18 protein-coding genes and 1 pseudogene are annotated in these 21,166 nt (G+C 63.9%); 3 read left to right on the top strand and 16 right to left on the bottom strand.

The features are described 5' to 3' along the window. Positions 1 to 1,269: 1,269 nt before the first annotated feature. Positions 1,270 to 1,647, top strand: a pseudogene (locus FJV46_RS15270) (MmyB family transcriptional regulator); the annotation flags it as partial. A gap of 58 nt (positions 1,648 to 1,705) precedes the next feature. Here the strand turns inward: FJV46_RS15270 and FJV46_RS14660 are convergent. The 6 genes from FJV46_RS14660 to FJV46_RS14635 form a co-directional block, all read right to left on the bottom strand. Then, a complete protein-coding gene (locus tag FJV46_RS14660; RefSeq protein WP_087026097.1) occupies positions 1,706 to 2,128 on the bottom strand; it encodes a GNAT family N-acetyltransferase in 423 nt (140 codons plus the stop codon). Between the two features lie 114 nt (positions 2,129 to 2,242). Continuing rightward, positions 2,243 to 2,791: a hypothetical protein gene (locus tag FJV46_RS14655; RefSeq protein ID WP_104150487.1), complete on the bottom strand. Its 549-nt coding sequence runs from the start codon at positions 2,789 to 2,791 to the stop codon at positions 2,243 to 2,245. Between the two features lie 1,136 nt (positions 2,792 to 3,927). Continuing rightward, the gene (locus FJV46_RS14650; protein ID WP_126130583.1) at positions 3,928 to 4,158 is read right to left on the bottom strand and encodes a hypothetical protein; all 231 of its coding nucleotides are present in this window, start codon (positions 4,156 to 4,158) and stop codon (positions 3,928 to 3,930) included. A gap of 93 nt (positions 4,159 to 4,251) precedes the next feature. Then, the gene (locus FJV46_RS14645) at positions 4,252 to 4,470 is read right to left on the bottom strand and encodes a hypothetical protein (protein ID WP_126130582.1); all 219 of its coding nucleotides are present in this window, start codon (positions 4,468 to 4,470) and stop codon (positions 4,252 to 4,254) included. A 449-nt stretch (positions 4,471 to 4,919) separates the two neighbouring features. Continuing rightward, positions 4,920 to 6,152: an MFS transporter gene (locus FJV46_RS14640; protein WP_087026083.1), complete on the bottom strand. Its 1,233-nt coding sequence runs from the start codon at positions 6,150 to 6,152 to the stop codon at positions 4,920 to 4,922. Between the two features lie 2 nt (positions 6,153 to 6,154). Continuing rightward, positions 6,155 to 6,799: a helix-turn-helix domain-containing protein gene (locus tag FJV46_RS14635; protein ID WP_140995583.1), complete on the bottom strand. Its 645-nt coding sequence runs from the start codon at positions 6,797 to 6,799 to the stop codon at positions 6,155 to 6,157. A gap of 897 nt (positions 6,800 to 7,696) precedes the next feature. Here FJV46_RS14635 and FJV46_RS14625 point away from each other — a divergent pair. After that, on the top strand, positions 7,697 to 8,218 hold the full coding sequence (locus FJV46_RS14625) for a GNAT family N-acetyltransferase (protein WP_158250097.1): 522 nt from the start codon (positions 7,697 to 7,699) through the stop codon (positions 8,216 to 8,218). Positions 8,219 to 8,291: 73 nt separating this feature from the next. On the opposite strand, the gene FJV46_RS14620 is transcribed toward FJV46_RS14625, so the two are convergent. Further along, entirely contained in the window at positions 8,292 to 10,217 is a 1,926-nt protein-coding gene (locus FJV46_RS14620) for an AAA family ATPase (protein ID WP_087026072.1), read from the bottom strand. Positions 10,218 to 10,583: 366 nt separating this feature from the next. Here FJV46_RS14620 and FJV46_RS14615 point away from each other — a divergent pair, with 366 nt between their 5' ends. Continuing rightward, positions 10,584 to 11,162 carry a recombinase family protein gene (locus FJV46_RS14615; RefSeq protein WP_087026069.1) on the top strand — a complete coding sequence of 193 codons (579 nt, stop codon included), beginning with the start codon at positions 10,584 to 10,586 and terminating at the stop codon, positions 11,160 to 11,162. Between the two features lie 83 nt (positions 11,163 to 11,245). Here the strand turns inward: FJV46_RS14615 and FJV46_RS14610 are convergent, their stop codons facing one another. From FJV46_RS14610 to FJV46_RS14570, 9 genes are all read right to left on the bottom strand, one after another. Further along, positions 11,246 to 13,372, bottom strand: a complete 2,127-nt coding sequence (locus tag FJV46_RS14610) for a 3-hydroxyacyl-CoA dehydrogenase NAD-binding domain-containing protein (RefSeq protein ID WP_087026067.1) — start codon at positions 13,370 to 13,372, stop codon at positions 11,246 to 11,248. Further along, positions 13,369 to 14,619 (bottom strand): thiolase family protein, encoded by a 1,251-nt coding sequence (locus FJV46_RS14605; protein WP_087026065.1) that lies wholly within the window; start codon positions 14,617 to 14,619, stop codon positions 13,369 to 13,371. The genes FJV46_RS14610 and FJV46_RS14605 overlap by 4 nt, the downstream gene beginning before the upstream one ends. An 83-nt stretch (positions 14,620 to 14,702) precedes the next feature. Continuing rightward, positions 14,703 to 16,010, bottom strand: a complete 1,308-nt coding sequence (locus FJV46_RS14600) for an HRDC domain-containing protein (protein ID WP_087026062.1) — start codon at positions 16,008 to 16,010, stop codon at positions 14,703 to 14,705. Positions 16,011 to 16,075: 65 nt separating this feature from the next. Continuing rightward, a complete protein-coding gene (locus FJV46_RS14595) occupies positions 16,076 to 16,711 on the bottom strand; it encodes a DUF3000 domain-containing protein (RefSeq protein ID WP_087026059.1) in 636 nt (211 codons plus the stop codon). 56 nt (positions 16,712 to 16,767) lie between these two features. Beyond that, positions 16,768 to 17,838, bottom strand: a complete 1,071-nt coding sequence (locus FJV46_RS14590; protein WP_087026118.1) for a threonine aldolase family protein — start codon at positions 17,836 to 17,838, stop codon at positions 16,768 to 16,770. A gap of 19 nt (positions 17,839 to 17,857) precedes the next feature. Further along, positions 17,858 to 18,565, bottom strand: coding sequence for an SDR family NAD(P)-dependent oxidoreductase (locus FJV46_RS14585; protein ID WP_087026056.1), 708 nt, complete (start codon positions 18,563 to 18,565; stop codon positions 17,858 to 17,860). Further along, entirely contained in the window at positions 18,562 to 19,932 is a 1,371-nt protein-coding gene (locus tag FJV46_RS14580; RefSeq protein WP_087026054.1) for a DUF6421 family protein, read from the bottom strand. The genes FJV46_RS14585 and FJV46_RS14580 overlap by 4 nt, the downstream gene beginning before the upstream one ends. A 245-nt stretch (positions 19,933 to 20,177) precedes the next feature. Continuing rightward, a complete protein-coding gene (msrB, locus tag FJV46_RS14575) occupies positions 20,178 to 20,603 on the bottom strand; it encodes a peptide-methionine (R)-S-oxide reductase MsrB (protein WP_087026052.1) in 426 nt (141 codons plus the stop codon). A gap of 14 nt (positions 20,604 to 20,617) precedes the next feature. After that, positions 20,618 to 21,103, bottom strand: a complete 486-nt coding sequence (locus FJV46_RS14570; RefSeq protein ID WP_087026049.1) for a hypothetical protein — start codon at positions 21,101 to 21,103, stop codon at positions 20,618 to 20,620. Between the last annotated feature and the right edge of the window lie 63 nt (positions 21,104 to 21,166).

The raw sequence follows: 21,166 nt of genomic DNA, 5'->3' as shown, positions 1-21,166 counted from the left end.
CAACGGACGGCTCGAGCACCTCCGCGGATCAGCCCTCGGCTTCCGAAACCTCACCCACTACATCGCCCGCAGCCTCCTCGAATCAGGCGGCTTCAGACCCCAACTGCACTCTTATTTACGATGAGCCATTTATAGGCCTGGCGAGCGGGAGACCGATCGTGCAAGCTGCCGACATGACCAGTAGTGCTGCCCAGCCCAGCAACGCGATGCCGATCCCGCCGATGTCTGCGGCCGCATTCTCAGCTGTGCGGAGCGAGAAAAGGTAGATGCCATTAGCGGTGAGCATGGGAATGGCAGCTATTGCGAGTAGGACGGCTCCGAGCTTGAGGAGATCGGGACGGCATCCCAGTGCTTTCCCGACCAGTAAGAAGGCTGCAGGGACACCTACGCACAGCAAGGCGGAGCATAGGTGCGCTGCAACGAAGGAAAGTAAGCGGTCTTCCTGCGTCCATAGATACCCGCAGAGAAAAGACAGAACCAGTGCAATTATCCCTGGTAGGAATCGCAGACGAGGGGGCATGCATCACTGTCCCACATCCCGCACATGCCGCCGCCCTGATAGCACTAGACAGACCGTCCGCAGGGGGGTCCACTTGTGCGCCTCGCTAGTCTGGCGGAATGGAAGACATCCAACGGACCGCGCGTGGTCGATGGGAGAAAATCGGATTCTGGCTGCTGGTTTTTCCCGTCGTCCCGGCTGTAACTCTCAACAACATCCTCATGGCCCTTGGGCTCCCCTTTTGGGGGAGCATCGTCATAGTCCTGGTCCTCTTGGCCTTCGGCACCTACTTACTGTCACGGCCGATCAGAACAGAGCGGTCCCGCCGGCTCGCGAATGACTTAGAACGAGGAGTCTTTGACTGCGCCATCCGTTTCCCACGCTCCACTTCCGGGTCGTTACGTGACCTATGGGAGTTTGGAGCTGGCGAGTTACAAAACAGCTCATTCCGCTTTCAAGCTCGCGTGGAGGATGAACAAGGCTCTCCGGCCGGACACGTCAAGACGTTCCCGAACGCTGTCATCGCTCCTGCAACCGAACCTCCCGCCCGCAAACCGCAGGGTTGGATGCGCGACTGGAGATACCTACACCTCCAGAGCGAGGGATGCTTCGTTCAGGTAGCTGGATCAGACCTGACCTGTACATTCATAGAATCAGCCCTGAGCGCTAAGCACGAAACGAGCAAGGCGACCGCCAACGGTGAGGATGTCAACCAAAACTCGCCCTAACGGCCACGAAGTCCCTAGTGAAGTAGGCCCGTTCAGCGATGGTTCACCGACGACAGTGAGCGGAACCTGTACCCGGTCGAGGAACATCCCCAACACTCGAGGGTCCTCGTCTCTCAGCTGCGGGAAGTCCTTACCCGAGAAGGACCCAGATCTCGTGCAGTCGACGTCGTCGACGCCCTACAAGTCACCAGCACGGAGTTCGCGCAGGTCTGGGCGGAGCACCCCGTGGGATGGCGGTACAGCGAACACAAACGCCTCCTCCACCCCGAACTGGGAGAGCTCACCGTGTACTGCCAGAGCCTGCTGGATCCCGAGCAGACCCAGACACTGCTGGTCTTCACTGCAACCCCCGGCACCGAGAGCCACGACAAACTCCAACTACTCTCCGTCATCGGGACGCAAAAACTGAGCCCGGCATGAACCGCCAGCGAGAACCAGTCGGAGGAACGAATGAAGGATCCCTGTCGGTACGTAGCTTTCAGTCAAACCGCACGAAAGCTCGAATGGATCCTCCAGCAAACTCGTCTGTCTGCGTGTAGCCCAGGGCTTCGTAGAACGACTTCTGCTTTGGCTCGTCATCAGTGATGAGAACCTTCTGCCGCACGTGCGGGTACTGTCCGAGGGCGCGTTCTGCGAGAGCTCGACCTAAGCCCGTCCTGTGGTGTGATGGCCGGACGAGGATGTCCTGGAGATAGCAGATCGAAGCACCGTCGGAGATTACGCGGGCCAGGCCGACAAGCATCTGACCGTCGCGAGCAGCCACCAGTGTCGATGATCCTTCGAGTGCTTTTTGGAGAGTGTCCGGATCTTTGGTGTAAGCAAGCCACTCCACCGCGTTGTAGAGCGCGAGAACGTCGCTCAGTGCTAGATCCTGAGCCTTCACTACCTCAATCGTGGTCATGGTCCATCGAAACACAGCGCAGACTCTCGTCTTTACTCGAGGTCTCGCGTGTCCGCTCAAGGATCCGTTAGCGGGACGCTTCAGGGTGTCGGAGGGCCCTCACCGTGGGCTTGCTTACCTACGAGATTGCGGCGTGCTCCGCAGGTTCTTGGGCACGAAAACACACCCGAGGATGAGTCCTCCGGTGATGAGCAGCAGGAGCGAATACCCGGTGTAGATGATGCCCAACGCCAGGGAAAGCCACGCGACCGTCGCGATTACGCCGCCGATCACGAGTCGCTGATCGGAGATTTTCGTCGCGAGTAGGAGTAGCAGCACTCCATAGAAGAGACTGAAGGAGTGTCCGGCGGAGATGCTTGGAAGGGCTGCCACAAAGCTCAGGCCGATGAGCAGAACCAACTGGCCGCGGACCAGGTTGATGCCCGCACGTCGCTCCAAGCGCGAGGTGTAGGCCCATAGGGCGAGGGTGATAGCCGGAGCCAGGAGTGGTAACGCGTACCTCTGAACCCACCATGCAGGCGCCATATCGGACCAGCGACTGGCTTCCTCGAACGCACCGATAAGAGTCGCAATCCCTACAAGTACCAAGGCTGCGACGACAGTCTTGTCCTTCGTGCTCTGCTCGGGCGAAGAATCTACGTCCTGGCGATATGCGTTGTCCATCTACTCGACGCTACCAACCCAGCCCGAAGGCCCTGGAGTACCCCGTGGATCGTTATCAACGCGTAGCTCGCTTGCCCAGGCGGATACGACCAGTGAGGGCAGGCGAACGACTCGCACTCCGGTCGCTGAGGGATCCACCACCGTTCGGCAGCGTGATCCTTCACGGGCCCGATGACGCGACGCTCGCTGTGTAGCGGGCGTCCTACGACTCCATCTACAGTCAAAGAAATGCCTACGAACTCATCGCGCCTCCGTCCGGCAATGGGCTTTCTAATCTTCCAACTGGTACTGGCGGTAGGTTTTGTCTACATAGCCGTGGTCGCGGTGACGGAAGACAGAGGACCACTTCCACCCTTCATGGACGTCATCCTTCTTGTTTTTGCTGTAGGCCTACTGCTCGCAGCCTTGTGGAGTTTGTATCAGAGCAGACGCAGATCCCGAGCTCGTCCCGCCGCCGCCGCTGACCGTGACTAGTAGCTGCTCGTTTGTACACACTGGCGCGGGCAGGAATCCGACGGGTAGGACCATCGTCAGGCGGGCGTTAGCTCATTGTCGACAACATCAGTCCGGAGAGGTTGCTGGATTGGGCTGGGCCGGTTCTCCCGCGCGGTGGTATCTGCGGATACTCACAAAGAGCGAGAGGGTGAGAACGATCGGTAGCAAGGGCACGACGAAGCTGCCGCCCGACGCAATGACCCATATCGCCAAGCCCCAGAACGCGACCGTGAAGACACCGGAGACGATGAGAGAACCCCGGGTAGGGATCTGAGGGAGCGGTTCGTCTCCGCTGCGGCGAAGGTCGTTGAGCTCTTTCACTGCGGCGAGGGACATTGGGACGAAGATGGCCAGGAACAACCCCAGGCTGACGATTGTGCGTCAATTATCGGAGATCTCGAGCGCATCCGCGACGATGACGATACCGGTCCGGATGAGCAGTACCCAGACCACCGCAGCGATGATCAAGCGCCGACGCGCTGGGTGCAGAGGCGTAGTTCGAATCGGTTCAGTCACTACGACAGCGAACCACAAGTGATTGGCTGCGGGTGATCAGCGTCAGACGACAAACCCAACAGACTCAGTCATCGATCCTCCCGCGAACCTATGCGGTGCGTTCCGGGCTTATCGAGTGTTGAGTGTCATCGAGTTAGAAGATCAGCCGAGATGATCACGAGCCCGCCTGCGACGAGCATCACCGACACAGCCACCCAAACTGTGGCCAGGCCAGCTGCGATCTCGGACTGACGGTCCTCGCCGATGTCGAAGGCCTGGAGCAGCACGTTCGCCTGGAAGCGCCCGATGACCTTCCTTCCTCGGAATGCAGCTACCGCGAGCAAGATCATTACGAAACCAGCGCCCACGCGCTTCACATTGCTTTCGCTAGAGCGGTCATATGGTGAAGCTAGCACCTGGAGCGGGGGTCCCTGTACGGGCAGCTCACTACTATTTAGGATGCGTGCGCCCTAGTCACGCAAACCCGCCTTTTTCCTCTCGGCTCGACTGAGCAGTAGAACCGTCACGATGATCAGGCACACCGCGATCGCGACAATAGTGAGAGCGACTGCTCGACCGAGAAACACATTCAAGGGGATGGCAATTACAACCATCATCGGAGCCATCGCCACCAGCAAGATTTGACTCAGCCCGACCCTTGGCTTCTTGAGGTGGTTGCGATCAGTCATGGCATCGAGCTCCCAAATTGGTTGGTCATCGCCTAGCAGTCTCTCGAAATTCAGGAGTAGGCAGTGGCAAGCCACTGCCTACTCCGATCCTGACGGTCGCTGAAGGATCGGCCAGCGGGACTGCTCCACCCGGAGGGCTACTGCGGGTCAGCGTTGCCTACATCGTCGAATTTCCCTGGTGGCGGGGGTGGGTTGCGGACCATATTCACTCCCAGGTTCGCCATGTAACTGACGAAGATGGCTCCGGGGATACCTAAAACCAGCAACGCATACTCGGACGGTACGAAGAGTCGCAGCACGAGAAACGCAACTAGGCACACTCCGAACAGGAGAAGGATCTTACTCGGCGCTTTCCAGTTCTTCATGCGGGCGGTTCCGTTCGTGAAGGAGCTATCTGACGGCTGTCGCTGTTCAGTGTGTCAGCTACGCCCTGTTCGTACACCGATCCCTTAGCGGAGAGGAACGCCCGGTGACGCTGGTGGTGTCCTGAGGCGGAGGGCCATGAGGGCCGCGGCGAAGTAGAGGGTGCCTTGTATTTGTAGGCCGATGGTGAGTCCTGTACCGGTTCCTAGGAAACCCGCAATGAGTGTGCCGAGGGCTTGCATTGCCCCGTAGAGGGCGAAGTAGGTGCTGAGGACGCGCCCTCGTGCGCTTGGAGTGCAGCTGGTTTGGAGGACTGTGAGCATGCCGGTCATGAGGGTCACCCCGGGGGCGCCGACGAGGATGAAGAGGCCGATGTAGAGGGGCATGCTGGTGGTGAGGGCGGGCAGGTTCCAGATCGCCAGCGAGAGGGCACCGAACACTGCGAGGGATCCCGAGATGAGCTGTCGCGGCGGGATGCGGTGGATGATCAGTCCGAGGAGTACACCTCCTAGGAGCGCCCCTATGGCTTGCACGCCGCGCAGCAGGCCGACGTCCGTTTCGGTTCCTCGGAGTTCGCGTGTCACGAAGAGAACGAAGAGCAGGACGAAGGCGCCTTGTGCCAGGGCGATGACAGCGGTGATCGCCATGACCTGCCGAAGGGCGGGGGTTCTGGCCGTGATGCCGAGGCCCTCGACGAGGTCGGTCCACGGGCTGGTCGCCCCGGGAGGACGGGTGCCAATTGGTGCTGCGCGCCGTGTCCGGGCGCCAATCGAGAAGACGACGGCGGCTGCGAGGAAGGTGCCTGCGTTCGCGTAGACGATGGCGTCGAAGCCGCCGGAGGCGAGGATCAGTCCGCCGAGGGGGCTGCCGAGGAGGCGCGCCATGCTCGAGAGGACACCCATTAGCTGGTTGACCTCAGCCAGCCGGTTCGCGGGCACGCTCGCTGCAGCGGTCGTGGCCCGGCAGGGTTCGATGATCGTGCCGAGGACGGATTCCACGACCACCACGGTGTAGAGGATCCACAGGTCGGAGGCGTCGTCGACGGCGAGAAGTGGCGTGAGACAGAGAACCTGGAGCCCGGCGACGATCGCCATGATCTTCCACGGTTCGCTGCGGTCGATGAGCACTCCGGCGAGGGGTCCTGCGACGACGGTTGGTGCGAGCCCGAGGACGAAGACGGTGGCGGTGATCAGCGGAGATCCCGTGAGGGCCAGGACATGGAGGGGGAGTGCTATCAGGAGCATCCAGTCGCCGACCTCGGCCAGGAATCCTGCTGCTGCCAGCCCGGCGATACGCCGATCGCGGAGGAGGCGCAGCACGGTTAGGGAGCGTCCTTGCCCGGAGTGTCCGGGAAGGATCGTACCTGAAGGTGGACCGACTGAGTATCCTGCGGCAGCTCGGATCGGTTGCTGCGTATGTAGGGTCGCAGAAGATCATCGATGGATGCCGCCAAGCCGGTCAGTTCCTCGGCGGTGATCTCGAGACGGTAAAGCTGGGTTCCCGCGGCGTCCCGCCAGTACTGTGGAACCCCGCTGCGGTGCGCGAGATAGCGATCGAACGCGTCGTTCGCGGTGCGGGTCGCAGCGGCCTCCAGCGCGCTGCCGGCGATCTCACCGGCCTGGGTTCCATCACCTGAGAAATCGAAACCTGCGGCTGTTGCCCGCCAGGGGCGGTCACGTCCATCGGTCGCCGACGCGTCCGCTCGCTCGACGAGACCCACCTTCGCCAGGGCGCGCAGGTGATAGGAGCAGTTCGAGGGCGTCTCTCCCACGACCTTCGCGCACTGGCTCGCGGTCGCCGGACCCACTGCCAGGAGATGGTCGAGAATCGCGAAGCGGGCGGGGACCGCCAATGCCGTAAGAGCGTCGCGGCTGGTGATCTTCCGCGGCCCCGCAATCGTCCCTGATGTTGAAGGGGTCGCGCCCATATCTGAAGTCATTACTTCAGGGTGAGATTTCTTGGACACGATGTCAAGGGAAGACTTCAGATAATCGGCTTACTGCGACCCGGCATACTGCCATCCGCTGATTATCCGTGACGGACTCCCAAGGGGATCCTGAACCGTGCGCTGTAGTTGCAGCACCAGTACCTGAAGCGCTGTTCCTCGACGCTCCTGAGCACCCTGGAGTCATAGGGCTGCCCGGATGCTTCACCTCGATCCGGGTGTGATGGCAGACTCGGCTCATGCGGTTCGGAGCATTTTGTTGATGTTCTGAGCGGTGGGTACCTTTCTCGAATAGTTCAACAACAACGGCTTAGGTGAGGTGCTGTGAGTAGCTGGAACTCAGCCATAACAACAGGGCTGCTGAGCCTCCCATCGGGGCGGATCGTGCGTGGGCGTGGGCTCGGCGAGGCACCCCCGAATGGTGAGGCGCCGGACTTCGGGGTTTACCTACTCGATGAACCACCGAAACTTTCATGGCCCGCGCGGTGGGTGGATTGGCCGGATTTCGGGCTACCTACTGATCCCGACGATGCGTGCAGCGCACTTCGGGAAGCCTGGCGACGCGCCCCCACCGAACGGGTCGAAGTTGCATATTGGGGAGGGCATGGCCGAACCGGCACCGCTTTGGCATGCCTGGCAATACTTGATGGGCTACCACCGCACCTGGCAGTCGACTACGTGCGCAGTAAATATCGTCCCGCTGCCATTGAAACTCCTGCGCAAGAAGACTTCATTGCGAGACTCGCAGCCAAAACCTCACGTTGAGCCTGCGCATTGGGAAAAGGCATTTCCCCAGGAGCAAAGGAACTCTACGAACCCATCGGATCCTCCACCGAACGTCGTTCGGGCGTTCGGGCGTTCGGGCGTTCGGGCGTTCGGGCGTTCGGTGGAACTTAGCGGTCCTGCACAATGGTCTGCATGACGATTTCCGTACTGGTAAGGAAAGCGCGGCCAGAGGACGCGCCCGAGTTGGTAAGACTGCGGCATGCGATGTTTCTTGCGATGGCAGAAGCAGGCGCAGCCGGCCGTGCACAGGACGTCGATGACACCTCGTGGTACCCAGCTGCGCAGGAGGCGATCGCTTCGCGTATTGCCCAAGGCACGCTGGCCGCTTTCGTCATCGATGAGAAGCCCGATATCAACGGCAATCACCAGCACGGCAGATTGTCGGCCTGTGCGGTGGTGACGCTCGAGGATCGGTTGCCCGGGCCGGGGTTTCCTCGAGGCACCAGTAGGTCGATGTCCTCTGTCTTCGTGGAACCAGAGCAGCGCGGACGCGGCTTGGCCCGTGCAGTGGTTAGCGCCGGATTGTCATGGCTGGATGAGATGAATGCCGAGGTCGTGGATCTCCATGCGACACCCGATGCCGCGCATCTCTACCGGTCCTTGGGGTTCACCGAGGCACGGTCACTCGCTCTGCGACGCCTGAACAAGCTCTAACGACACCAGATAGTAAATGCTTCTGCACGACCATCTCGCTGGGGGATGACCCTGCAGGACACCGCTGTCCTCTTCAGCTTCGAGGTACGAGTACGTTAATCGAGGCGAAAAGCTGCTCGGCCCGGTCCAACGTCTTTTCGTTGATTTTTGGCACATAATGACTCTGCCTCCGGTTGAGAGCAGCAGCAGGCGAAAAGTGATTTATGCGACCATGGTTAATTCCTCGGGTTTCGAAAGCACGTTCTACCCGTCGAACCAGTCGTGGGTCGTCGGGCAGTTCCTTCACGGTGAGCTTTTTACCGCTTAGCAATCCTTGATATGCATCATTGATCAGTTCGACGTAGAAACTTGGCTCGAAGACATCTTCAATGTCAGCATCGGCCTTACCTAAGACGGTGCCAATTTCAACTATTCCGCCGCCGCCAAGACGGCCAGCTTCTCTTAGACGCTTGACCGCTGCCACGTCATTACTAGATGTATCAACTAATGCAATTGTGTTGAGTCCATTTGATCCTAGAAGTCCAATGAACGCTGGAAGCTTTGCGATTCCCCCAGCAGGAGTAATGACCAACTTCTCATTAAGGCCTTCCCGATTCAACGATTTCAGTGTTTCGGAGAGTACTTCAAGGTAGAGAAGGTCTCCGGGGCCTTCAACAAGTAGAACGTTTGGCCCGACAAATAGTGTTTGACTTAGTTCGATACCCAGAGTCGCGTGCAAGGGAAATGCTGTCTCGGCGTCAGCGCGTAGTACGTCAGCAGACACAATTGTTCCCTTCTGTTCATCGTCGACCACAGTCCGAACCCGACCGAACTTGTGAGCGTTGATCATGAATGGGGAATGAGTGGAGAAGAGTACTTGATGGCTAGGGGCGAGTCGTTCGTCAATAAAGCGAAGCAGATCAGCTTGCGCTGTCGCGTGCAGATTCAGGCCGGGTTCATCCAAGAGTAAGATTAGTTGCTGCTTGGAGTCCTCTTCGAGGTGAGTGAAGTAGGCGAGGAAGGAGAAGAACCAAACGAAGCCACGTGACCGCTCATCGAAGGGAACGCTGACATTGTGGCGTTGATTCACGACCCGAATTTGCAGCAGCGGTGCTTGGTTGAAGGGGGCTGCAGCTCCTGGTTCGGGTGTTCCGATGATGTCGAGCCGAACGGATAGGTTCTTGTTCTGTGTCCAGTACTCAAACACCTCGCTACTGATGCTGTTGGAAGCATTTTCCAGATCCCGTATAAGGTGTTCATGCGATTCGGGTTCCTGAAAATCTTCTAGGTCCACCCCGGCCATGCTGAGGAGCGCCAGTACTGCCTCCTCACCTCGGGTCAGAGTTCCTTTTGTTCGGGCGGCTATGAGATAGGGAATGGAAACTTTACCAGGCATCGAGTCGTAATCGCCGAAGTACACAAATCTGGGTCGATCTGCTGCTAGTGAATCAATCACAGCGAGCTGCAGGTCGTTGTTACGCCAGCCTTCGACCACTGTAAGAACTTGCGTAACAGCAGCTGTTGGAGCCTCCATGCCTTCAAGTATCTGTGTCAGCGCGGGAACGGTCGTGGCCTGATTGGCCAGCTGTTGCGTCGCCTGAGGAAGATCGAGCCCCTCGCGTAGATGTTCTACGGCTACAGCTTGATCAATTTGTACATCCCACGTTGAAACACCCTCGTACCGGTAGCCGGTAGTCATCTTAATAATTTTGCTTTTGAGAACTCCATGACCAAACCGCGCTTCAACCTTCGCTGCCTCAGAATCGTCAAGCTCATAGGTAAGCTCCGCGACTCGGAGCTTACCTTCTTCCTTCCGTTCCCGAGTTAGGCGGCTCGGATAGTCCAGTCCTTCGTCAAATTTCGATTTATCTACAGGGTAGGACTTATATAGACCTTGAAGTACTGCAGTTTTACCGGACTCATTTTTTCCAACGAGGCAGGTGACATCGGGTTCTACGGTGAACTCGCTGCCGTCTTCGATACTTCTGTACCGTCGCAAGTTTGCGGTGATGAGCTTCACGGAAATCGCTCCCCTTACGTTCCAGAGCTAGGCTGCTCCAACTAGGACCGATAGTACCGTTGGCACCATGCGCGGAGGCGTCGTTGCCATGCGCGACAACATCAGCCTGATGCCCGTCGTCCTCATCTAGGTCTTACGCCAATACCTGTGGTGAAGGTCCTTCGATTGCTAGCCGAGAACCTGGGGCGTGTCATGAGAGGCCGGTCGAGAGTGCCCGTTAGCCGGTCGCTCTGCGCCCGCGCAGACGACTTTGGGAAGTAGTGCGGGCCACGGCAACGCCCTCGCTCACCCTGCCGGGGCGCGAAGAGCGTAAGACCCATACTCTGAAAACGCCCGCAAAGCTGCGCTATCTGCAACACTGATCCCGTGAAGATTGGATACGCACGCGTCTCCACGAAGGGGCAGGACCTCACCGCCCAGCGGAATGCTCTGCTGGCGTTCGGGGTCGAGGCTGAGAACATCCATGTGGACCACGGCTTCACCGGCGCGAACCGAACCCGTCAGGGACTGCGCGAAGCACTGGCATCCTGCCGGAAGGGCGACACCCTGGTGGTGACCAAACTGGATCGCCTCGCCCGTTCATTGTCCGATGCACGGGATATCGTCGACGAGCTCACGCGGAAAGGTGTGGCCCTCAATCTGGGCGGCAGCATCCATGACCCCACGGATCCGATAGGCCGCCTATTGTTCAACGTTCTCGGCATGGTCGCAGAGTTCGAATCGGACCTGATCCGTATGAGGACGAGGGAGGGGATGGCCATCGCGAAAGCCAACGGACGGCTTCGCGGCAAGCAACCCAAACTCTCCGCCAGCCAGCGCAAGCACCTGCTGCATCTGTACGACGCCGGAGAGCACACCCAGGGCGAGATCGCTGAACTGCTCGGGGTTTCTCGGACCACCGTGTATCGGGAACTGCAGCGACGCGCCAGAGCCACGACGACCTAGCGCTCCCGATCAGAAGGGTCCCCCACCCGATCACGGGGGAGGACCCCTCCCAGCAGCAGCAGCAGCGGTCGAGCCGGCCGGAGTCAGCCCTGGTGGAAGGTCGTCCCGCGGACACGCTCCGAGGCGCCCACGCGGTCCAGGTACGGCGTGATGCCGCCGAGATGCATGGGCCACCCGGCACCCATGATCATGCAGAGGTCGATGTCCTCCGGAGCGGCGACGACCCCTTCGTCGAGCATGCGCCCGATCTCGTCCGCCAGGGCATCCTGTGTCCGGCGCAGCACCTCGTCCGTGGAGGATGGCGAACCACCCCGCTCCATGAGGGCCAGTGTGGCGTCGGGAACGGAGTAGGAGCCGTCGTCCTGCTTCTGCCACAGGCCCTTCACTCCCGCGTCGATCAGCTTCTGCTGGTTCGCCGACACGTGGAACCGGTCCCCGAACGCCGCATGCAGCGATTCCTGGACGTGCTGCCCCACGGGCAGTCCCACGAGAGCCAGCAGGGTGAACGGCGTCATCGGGAGACCCATGGGGCGCAGCGCGTTGTCCGCCGTGGTGGCGTCGGTGCCTTCATCGAAGACGGCGGTGATCTCACCGAACATGCGTCCGAGGATGCGGTTGACCACGAAAGCCGGTGCATCCTGCACCAGCACGGCGTTCTTCTTCAGGCCCTTGGCGAGGACGAAGGCCGTGGCAAGGACGGCGTCGTCGGTCTTCGGGGCTCGTACCACCTCGAGCAGCGGCATGGCCGCAACCGGATTGAAGAAGTGGAAGCCGACCACACGCTCGGGATTCCGCAGGTCCGCGGCCATCTCGGCGACGGACAGCGACGACGTGTTCGTGGCGAGGATGCAGTCGGGGGAAACCACGGCCTCCACCTCGGCGAACACCTGCTTCTTGACGGACATCTCCTCGAAGACGGCCTCGATCACGAAGTCGGCGTCGGCGAAGACATCCTTGGAGACAGAACCGGTCACGAGTGCCCTGACGCGGTTGGCTGCATCCTGGGACAGGCGCTTCCGGTCAAGCATCTTGTCGATCTCGGCATGGACGTAGGCCACGCCCTTGTCCACCCGGGCCTGATCGATGTCCGTGAGCACCACGGGTACTTTCAGCTGGCGTGCGAACAGGAGCGCGAGCTGGCTTGCCATGAGCCCGGCGCCGACGACACCGACTTTCGAGACGGGCCGCGCAAGCTTCCTGTCAGGTGCACCGGCGGGGCGCTTGCCCCGCTTCTGGACGAGGTCGAGGAAGGCGTAGACCGTCGCGTGGAACTCGGGCGTCTGCATGAGTTCGGCCAGGGCTGTGCACTCGGCAGCTGCCGACTCCTTCCGGGTCAGCGTCAGGCCGGCCTCGAGCAGGTCCAGCACGCGCGACGGCGCCGGTGCGGCATTGCTGGTCTTCGTCTCGACGAACGCCCGACCCGCGGCGACGGCGCCCGTCCATGCGGCGTCGTCGTACCGGGCCAGCTCGGCCCGGCGGCGCGTGACCGTCGTTGCAGCCTCGCCGCCATTGACGACCCTCGCTACCCAGAGGAGCGACTGCTCGAGGTAGTCGGCGGGCTCGAAGAGCGCATCGGCGATGCCGAGGCCGTAGGCCGCGCGGCCGTCGAGGCTGCGGTTGTTGCTCAGCGGGTTCTCGATCATGACCTTGACGGCATTGGCAGGGCCGATCAGGCGGGGGAGGCGGTAGACGCCGCCCCATCCCGGGACGAGGCCGATGAACGCCTCGGGCAGGCCGATCCCGCTGGCGCCCGAGGACACCGTCCGGTAGTTCGCGGCCAGCGCGATCTCCAGTCCGCCGCCCAGGGCCACGCCGTTGATGAAGGCGAAGCTCGGCACCCCCATGTCGGCGAGGAGGTCGTAGGCCTCATGGCCCAGCTCGGCCATGAGCCGGCCGAGGTGCTCGGACTTCACGCTCTTGACGGTGCTGAGGTCCGCTCCCGCGACGAGGAAGTACGGTTTGCCCGTCACAGCGACCGCTTGGATCTCGCCTCGCGCGGCGCGGTCCTTCAGGCCCTCGAGCGTCCGCCCGAACTCGATGAGCGTGTTCGGCCCGAGGGTCGTCGGCTTCGCGTGGTCGAGGTCGTTGTCGAGCGTGATGAGGGCCAGGACGCCGGCGCCCTCCGCAAGGGTCACGTCCTGGACGTAGGAGTGGCTGACGATCTCGGTGGGGACGAGCGCTGCCAGTTCGTCGTAGCGTTCGAAGCTCATGCTGCATCCTGTCCGTAGTGCTCGTGGTGGGGGTTCTCCCAAATGACCGTGGCACCCATGCCGAGGCCGATGCACATGGTGGTCATGCCGTAGCGCACCGAGGGATCCTCCTCGAACTGGCGGGCCAGCTGATTCATGAGCCGGACGCCGGAGGAGGCGAGGGGGTGCCCAACGGCGATGGCGCCACCGTAGCGGTTGACCCGCGGATCCTCGTCATCGATGCCGAAGTGGTCGAGAAAGCTCAGTACCTGGACGGCGAAGGCCTCGTTGATCTCGAACAGCCCGATATCGGAGATGTCGAGCCCCGCCTGACGGAGCGCCTTCTCGGTCGCGGGGACGGGTCCGATGCCCATCACCTCGGGCTCGACGCCGGCGAAGGCGTAGGCGACGAGGCGCATGCGGACCGGGAGGCCGAGCTCCTCGGCAGCGTCGGCGGACGCCAGCAGGGCTGCCGTCGCACCGTCGTTCAGGCCCGCGGCATTGCCGGCCGTGACACGTCCGTGGGCGCGGAAGGGAGTCCGGAGGCTCGCGAGGTCGTCGACCGTCGTGCCGGGGCGCGGCGGCTCGTCCACGGTGTTCAGAGTCCACCCCGAGCCTGGCTTCCGGGCGGCGACGGGCACGAGATCGGGCTGGATCCGACCCGCCTCGTACGCCCTGGCGAGCTTCTGCTGGCTGCGGACGGCATAGGCGTCCGTGCGCTCCTTCGTGATCTCCGGGAAGCGGTCGTGGAGGTTCTCCGCCGTATTGCCCATGTTCAGGGCAGCCGGATCGACGATGCGCTCCGACATGAAGCGCGGATTCGGGTCGGCGTCCGCTCCCATCGGGTGGTTGCCCATGTGCTCGACGCCTCCGGCGATGACGACGTCATAGGCGCCGAAGGCGATCCCCGAGGCCGTCGTGGTGACGGCCGTCATGGCGCCGGCACACATGCGATCGATGGCGAAGCCGGGAACCGTGCGGGGAAGGCCCGCGAGGAGGGCGGCCGTGCGGCCGATCGTGAGCCCCTGGTCGCCCGTCTGGGTGGTGGCAGCGATGGCGACCTCGTCGACGCGCTCGGCAGGAAGGGAAGGATTGCGGCGCAAGAGGTCCCGGATGCACTTGACCACGAGGTCGTCCGCGCGCATCCCGGCGTAGATGCCCTTGTCTCCTGCCCGGCCGAAGGGGGTTCGGACTCCGTCGACGAAGACGACGTCGCGGACGGCGCGCGCTAATCGCCGACCGGCAGCGGACTCGGTGTGTTGACTCACCTGATGCTCCTCTTTGAGATGTTGATCCGCGACTATGTTACTGGCCAGTAACATAGCGTGCAAGCAGCGTCAGGAGGCCCGCGTCAGTCCCCGGAAACGTCCTTCTGCGGTTGCTGGCCCTTGACCGGCAGGGGATCGGGGTCGAGGAACGCCACCGTGATGATCGCGGCGAGCTGCTCGATCTGCCAGGGGCGGGCTCCGAGTTCCGCGAGGGCCGTCGACACCGTCTCGAGCGACAATTCGGCAGGCGGCCGCCAGGCGATCCGGCGCAGGTAGTCGGGGGTCAGCAGGTTCTCCACCGGCATGCCGAGCGACTCCGCGCGGGCGGCGACCCTCGGGCGGGCCGTCAGCAGGCGGGCTGCCGCCTCCGGATCCTTCTCCGCCCAGACCCGCGGCGGGGGAGGAGCGTTCGTGGAGATGTGCAGCGGCGGGAGGTCGGTGAGCTTTCGCGCATCGCTGATGCACTTCAGCCACCTCGGCGCCTCCTTCTGGGCGGCGCGCCCGTGGAAGCCCTTGGTGCCGAGGAGCTGCGGAACGGTCGAGGGCATCGCCTTCGCCGCGGCGACGATCGCCGAATCCGGGATGAGGCGCCCGGGCGCGACGTCGCGGCGCTGCGCAAGGTCCTCGCGCTCGAGCCACATCTGCCGCACGGCGGCCAGGTGCCGGCGGTCCCGCAACTGGTGCAGCCCGGAGGTCCGGCGCCACGGGTCCACGCGAGGCTCGGCAGGGGGCGTCTGCCGGATGTGCTCGAATTCCTCCTCGGCGATTGCCAGCTTGCCGGCCCGCTCGAGCAGGCCGGCAAGCTTGTCACGCAGGTCGGTCAGCACCTCGACGTCGAGCGCCGCGTACCGCAGCCAGGGTTCGGGCAGGGGCCGCTTGGACCAGTCAGCGGCCGAATGCTCCTTCGCCAGGCTAAAGCCGAGCTGCGTCTCGATGACGGCGGCCAGCCCGACCCGGGGGAGTCCGGCGAGGCGGGCGGCGAGCTCCGTGTCGAAGAGGCGGTCCGGCCACATGCCCAGTTCCGACAGGCAGGGAAGATCCTGGCTCGCTGCGTGCAGGATCCACTCCACGCCATCGAGGGCGTCGTCGATGATGCGGAGGTCGTCGAACGGTTCGGGATCGATGAGCCAGGTTCCGGCGCCCTCCCGTCGGATCTGCACCAGGAAGGCGCGCTGCCCGTACCGGAATCCGGACGCCCGCTCGGCGTCGACAGCTGCCGGTCCCGTGCCGGCGGCCAGCGCTGCTGCTGCCCGCTCCAGACCTGCCTGGGTGTCGATGACGAGCGGCACGCCATCGCGCGGCTCCGTCAGGAGGGGTAGGGTCTCGTCGGCTTCGCCGGGGGGAGTGGACGCTTCGACGCGGTCCGTCTGCTCCGAGGTGTGGGAACTCATGGTGATTTCAGTCTATCCCCGCGCCGCCGGAAGCCCTGATGGCGGCGCCGGTGCGCCCACGGCACTCAGGACCTGCGGTGCGGCAAGTGCGCGACGCCGGCAGACAGGGGAGGCAGCCCGGCGAAGGTGCAGACCATCTCGGACCAGGCCTCGAGGTGGCGCCGCACGTCCGCGGTCTCGGGCGTCCAGGACGCCCGCAGTTCGATGTCGATGGTATCGGCGCGGTCCTCGAGGCTGCCGTAGCTCTCGGAGAGGATCCTCGTTGCCGTGCCCCCGGTGCTGTGGTGGCGTGCACCGTGATTGGCCAGGGCCTCGACGAGCCAGGTCCATGCCACCGAACCGAGGAGGGCGTCGTTGCCCATGTCCGGTTCGAGCTGTGCGCGGATGTAGGTGACGATCCGGAAGCGGCCGTTCCAGACCTCGGACCCCTCGGGGTCGTAGAGGAGGATGAACCGGCCGGTGGCCAGTTCTTCCGGCTCCGGTGCCGGCACCAGCAGGCGGGCGGGCCCGTGGGGCGGGGTGGGCGAGGTCGGTGAGGACTCGAAGACCTCGGCTCCAAGGGCGACGGCGAAGGGGGCGAGCCGGGCCGGAGCAGGGATCTCCGCCAGCCTGATCTCGCTGCGCCGGCCGGCCTTCCGCAGCCCGGACAGGGCATCCAGGAATTCCGCAGGTAGCTGGGGTACGCCGCCGAGTGCACTCACCCCCGCAGGCTATGCCCTGCGGGGGCGGGTGCGACGGCGGCGCGCCGTGCGGACGGTCAGGCCGAGACCTCGCGGCGGATGGCCTCGATGAAGGCGTCGACGTCGTCCTCCGTGGTGTCGAAGGAGCACATCCACCGCACCTCACCCGTGGCCTGGTCCCAGTCGTAGAACCTGAAGCTCTCGCGGATTCTGTCCGCCGATCCCGGGGGCAGGATCGCGAAGACCGCGTTGGCCGTGGTCTCCTGCGTCAGCGTGACGCCCTTGATCCCGCGTACGCCCTCGGTGAGGCGGGCCGCCATCGCATTAGCGTGGGATGCCGACCGCAGCCAGAGGTCTCCCTCGAGCAGCGCGATGAGCTGCGCCGACACGAAGCGCATCTTCGAGGCCAGCTGCATGTTCAGTTTGCGCAGGTAGTCCAGCCCGGTGGAGGCCTCCTGGTCCAGGACCACGACGCACTCGCCGAACATCAGACCGTTCTTGGTGCCGCCGAAGGACAGGATGTCCACGCCGGCGTCGCGCGTGAACGCGCGCAGCGGCTGCCCGAGCGCTGCCGCGGCGTTGGCCAGCCGGGCGCCGTCCATGTGGACCCGCATACCGCGCGCGTGGCAGTGGTCCGCGATCGCCTTGATCTCGGCCACGGAGTAGAGCGTGCCGAGCTCGGTGGTCTGGGTGATGGAGACGGCGAGCGGCTGCGCGCGGTGCTGGTCTCCCCAGCCCCAGGCCTCACGGTCGATCAGCTCGGGAGTGAGCTTGCCGTCCGGCGTGGGCACGGTGAGCAGCTTGATGCCGCCGACGCGCTCGGGTGCCGCGTTCTCGTCGACGTTGATGTGCGCCGTCTGCGGGCAGATCACGGCGCCCCACCGCGGGAGGATCGACTGCAGGGAGAGCACGTTGGCGCCGGTGCCGTTGAACACCGGGTAGATGGAGATGCCCTCGCCGAAGTGCTGCTCCATCACCTCCTGCAGGCGGGCGGTGTACTGGTCCTCGCCGTAGGCCACCTGGTGGCCCTCGTTCGCGGCGGCGAGGGCGGTCAGCACCTCGGGGTGGATGCCTGAGTAGTTGTCGGAGGCGAAGCTGCGCTGGGTGCGGTCGTGCAGCGCAGCGGGAACGGGAGCGGCGGGGATCATCGTGTCGGTCACTGTGCCATTATCCCCGAACGGCGTCGATGCGGGCCCCATTGATCTCCGCCGGGGGCCTGCCGGGCAGGGACACGAGGATGCGCGCCAGATCCGCGACGTGCGTGTAGCCGGGGAAGGTCCGCTCGGGGTGCTCCGCCCGCATGCGGTCGTCGAGCAGCGCCTTCACGACGACGGCGGTGGCGGCTGCCGCCGTCCCGTCCTTCGAGAAACCGTGTGCGACCGCCTGCAGCCACGCGTCGACGGAGGCCTTCACCGCGGCGTAGGAGGCGTTCGGCGCGGTGGGTGAGGCGACAGCGGTGGCGGAGACCGCGGCCAGCCTGCCGCCCCTGGCCGCGAGCTGATCGTAGAACGCCCTGCTCGTGTTGAAGAGCGTCGTGAAGACCGAGCGATGCAGGGCGTCGTAGTCCTCGGTCGTCTGGGTGGTGATCCCCGTGCCGCCACGCCAGCCACCGACGAGGTGGAAGAGGGCGTCGACTCCACCGTGGTCGGCCTGGAGCCGTGCCGCGAGGGAGCTGACGGCGGCCTCGTCGGTGAGGTCGCACACGCGGCGGTCGACGCCGTCGAGCCCCGCGAGTGCTGTCTCCAGCCTCCCGGCGGAGGATCCCACGGCCACCACGGTGTACCCGCACGCCAGCAGGGCGTGTGTGAGTGCGACGCCGGATGCGCTCGTGGCGCCGGCGACCACCGCGGTCCGCGCCCCGGAGGAAGTGCTCACGCCGCGTCCGCGGTGATGCCGGCGGTGGACTCGATGACCGGCTTCATCTTGCGGTCGAGTGCCTCGAAGAACATGGACAGGGGGAACTCGTCGTCGAGCACCGCGTCCGTGAGGCCGCGGGGCGGGCCCATGAGCTCCAACGCCTCAGGCCCCTTCGCCCAGACGGAGGCGGGGTGCGGTGTGACGGTCGCGGATACGAGCTCGTAGGCGGCGAGCCAGTGGGCGGTCTTGGGGCGGTCGATCGAGCGCCAGTACAGCTGCTCGATCTGCTCGCCGAGGGCGACGACGACGCCCGCGACCTCGTCCCAGTCGATGGTGAGCTTGGTGTCCGTCCAGTGCAGCACGCGGTGCTGGTGCATCCAGGCGAAGAGCAGCTGACCACCCAGCCCGTCGTAGTTCCGGACACGGCTCCCGGTGATGCTGAAGCGGAAGATGCGGTCGAAGATGACGGCGTACTGCACCAGCTTCGCGTGCTTCCGCGCCTCGGGCGAGGCGTCGTCGTCCTTCTCGATGCGCACCGACTCACGGAAAGCCGTGAGGTCGCAGCGCAGTTCCTCGAGGGAGTAGAGGAAGAAGGGCATGCGCTGCTTGATCATGAACGGATCGAACGGCAGGTCGCCGCGCATGTGGGTGCGGTCGTGGATCAGATCCCACATGACGAACGTCTCCTCGGCCAGGGCCTGGTCGTCGAGGAGCCCCAGGGCGTCCTGCGGGAGGTCGAGGCGCGTGATCTCGGCCGCGGCCCGGACGACACGGCGGAAGCGCGCCGCTTCGCGATCGGCGAAGATGGCACCCCACGTGAACGTCGGGGTCGAACTGACGGCGACGGTCTCCGGGAAGAGCACGGCGGAGTTCGTGTTGTATCCCTCGGTGAAGTCCAGGAAGCGGATCGGGACGAAGAGGGCATTCGAGTAGTCCCCGGCTTCGAGTTCGGCGATGAAGTCGGGCCAGAGGACCTCGATCAGCACGGCTTCGACGAGTCGGTTCGTGCTGCCGTTCTGCGTGTACATGGGGAACACCACGAGGTGCTGCAGTCCGTCGATCCTGTCCAGCTGCGGCTGGAAGGCGAGCAGCGGCTCCAGGAAGTCGGGAACGGCGAAGTCACTGCTCCGCCAGGCCTCGAAGGCCGTCACGGTGCGCGCGAGGTACTCGGCGTCGTGCGGGAACAGGGGAGCGAGCCGTTCCACCGCGTCCATGATGGTTGCCGTCAGCCCCGCAGCGGCGGCGTGCTGGTCCGGGTCGGGGATCGATCCGTCCTTGACCTGAAGGAGCCGCAACTCCTGCACTGCATCCTTGAGCGCCAGCCAGGAATCGTGCTCCTGCGGTGCGCTGTCGGCGGGCGTGCTGTCGATCGGTGCGAGCGTCATGGTTGCTCCTGCTTTCCTGCTCGTAACGGGTCCGGTGCCGTGAGACTAGCAAGGAGAACAGTTATTCTTACGCGCCAAGAGTTCGAGAATAAGGAATGCTGGTTGTCGCCGCACGCTGTCGCCCGATGAGCCCAAGAGCGAGCAGACGTCTCCGCTGAACGGCACAACCCGACGGCCGGGCCCGCCACCCGGGACGACGGAAGGCCGGCCCGAGGGCCGGCCTTCCGTCTCCGTCACTGCTGTCGCTACTCGGCGGCGACCAGCTTCATCGAGATGGAGTTGATGCAGAAACGCTGGTCCACGGGCGTGTCGAAGCCCTCGCCCTTGAACAGGTGTCCGAGGTGCGAATCGCAGCGCGCACAGCGCACCTCGATGCGCTCCATGCCGAGTGAGCGGTCATGGAGGTAGCGCACCTTGTCCTCGGCCAGCGGCGCCCAGAAGGACGGCCAGCCGCAGTGCGAATCGAACTTCTCGTTGCTCGTGAACAGTTCTGCTCCACACGCCCGGCACTCATAGGTGCCCGCGGTCTTGGAGTCGTAGTACTCGCCCGTGTAGGGGCGCTCGGTACCCGCCTTGCGGAGTACCTGGAATTCCTGCGGCGTGAGTTCCTGCCGCCACTCGTCGTCGGACTTGTCGATATCGGGCCGATAGGCCTCGCGTTCAGTCGTCATGGTGTGTGCAACGCCTACGAGTCGCCAATAAATCCCGAGCCGGAGTACAGGTGCAGCACGGCGATGCCAAGCTGGTCCTGCGCCTTGTTGGCCCAGTCGGTGTGGAACGTGTCCGCCACGGCGTGCGGCCGCGTGATGACCACGGCCTGTGTGGCGCCGCTGTCTCCGGCCTCCTGCACGAGGGCGTCGACGGGGTTGCCCGTCGTCGTCCGCCCACGCGCCGCGAACCGCTCGCGCGCGAGGAGGTCGAGCGATTCCCTCAGCGCGGTGTGCGCGGCGTCCTCGTCATCACGGCGATCGTCGCCGGAGAAGGACCTGAAGGCCTCGCCCACCTCGAGCAGGCTCAGATGGTGGAAGAACTCGCCGAGGACGCTCTGCTCGCGGTCCTCAGGGATCAGCACGACGACCTCCGCGGGTTCCTCGCCCTGCAGGGTCTCGAGATTGCGGAGGTCGGCCTGGGTGAGGGCTTCCTCGGTCAGCACAAGGATGGTTTGGGTCATGGCGCCACTGTACTGCGGGCAGGAGCGAGGGGCTGCTGCCCGCCCTCGGAGCCGGGGCTCGCG

It is taken from the genome of Arthrobacter agilis, assembly GCF_006494655.1.
GTDB lineage: Bacteria > Actinomycetota > Actinomycetes > Actinomycetales > Micrococcaceae > Arthrobacter_D > Arthrobacter_D agilis.
This window is presented reverse-complemented; position numbering and strand designations above follow the sequence as displayed.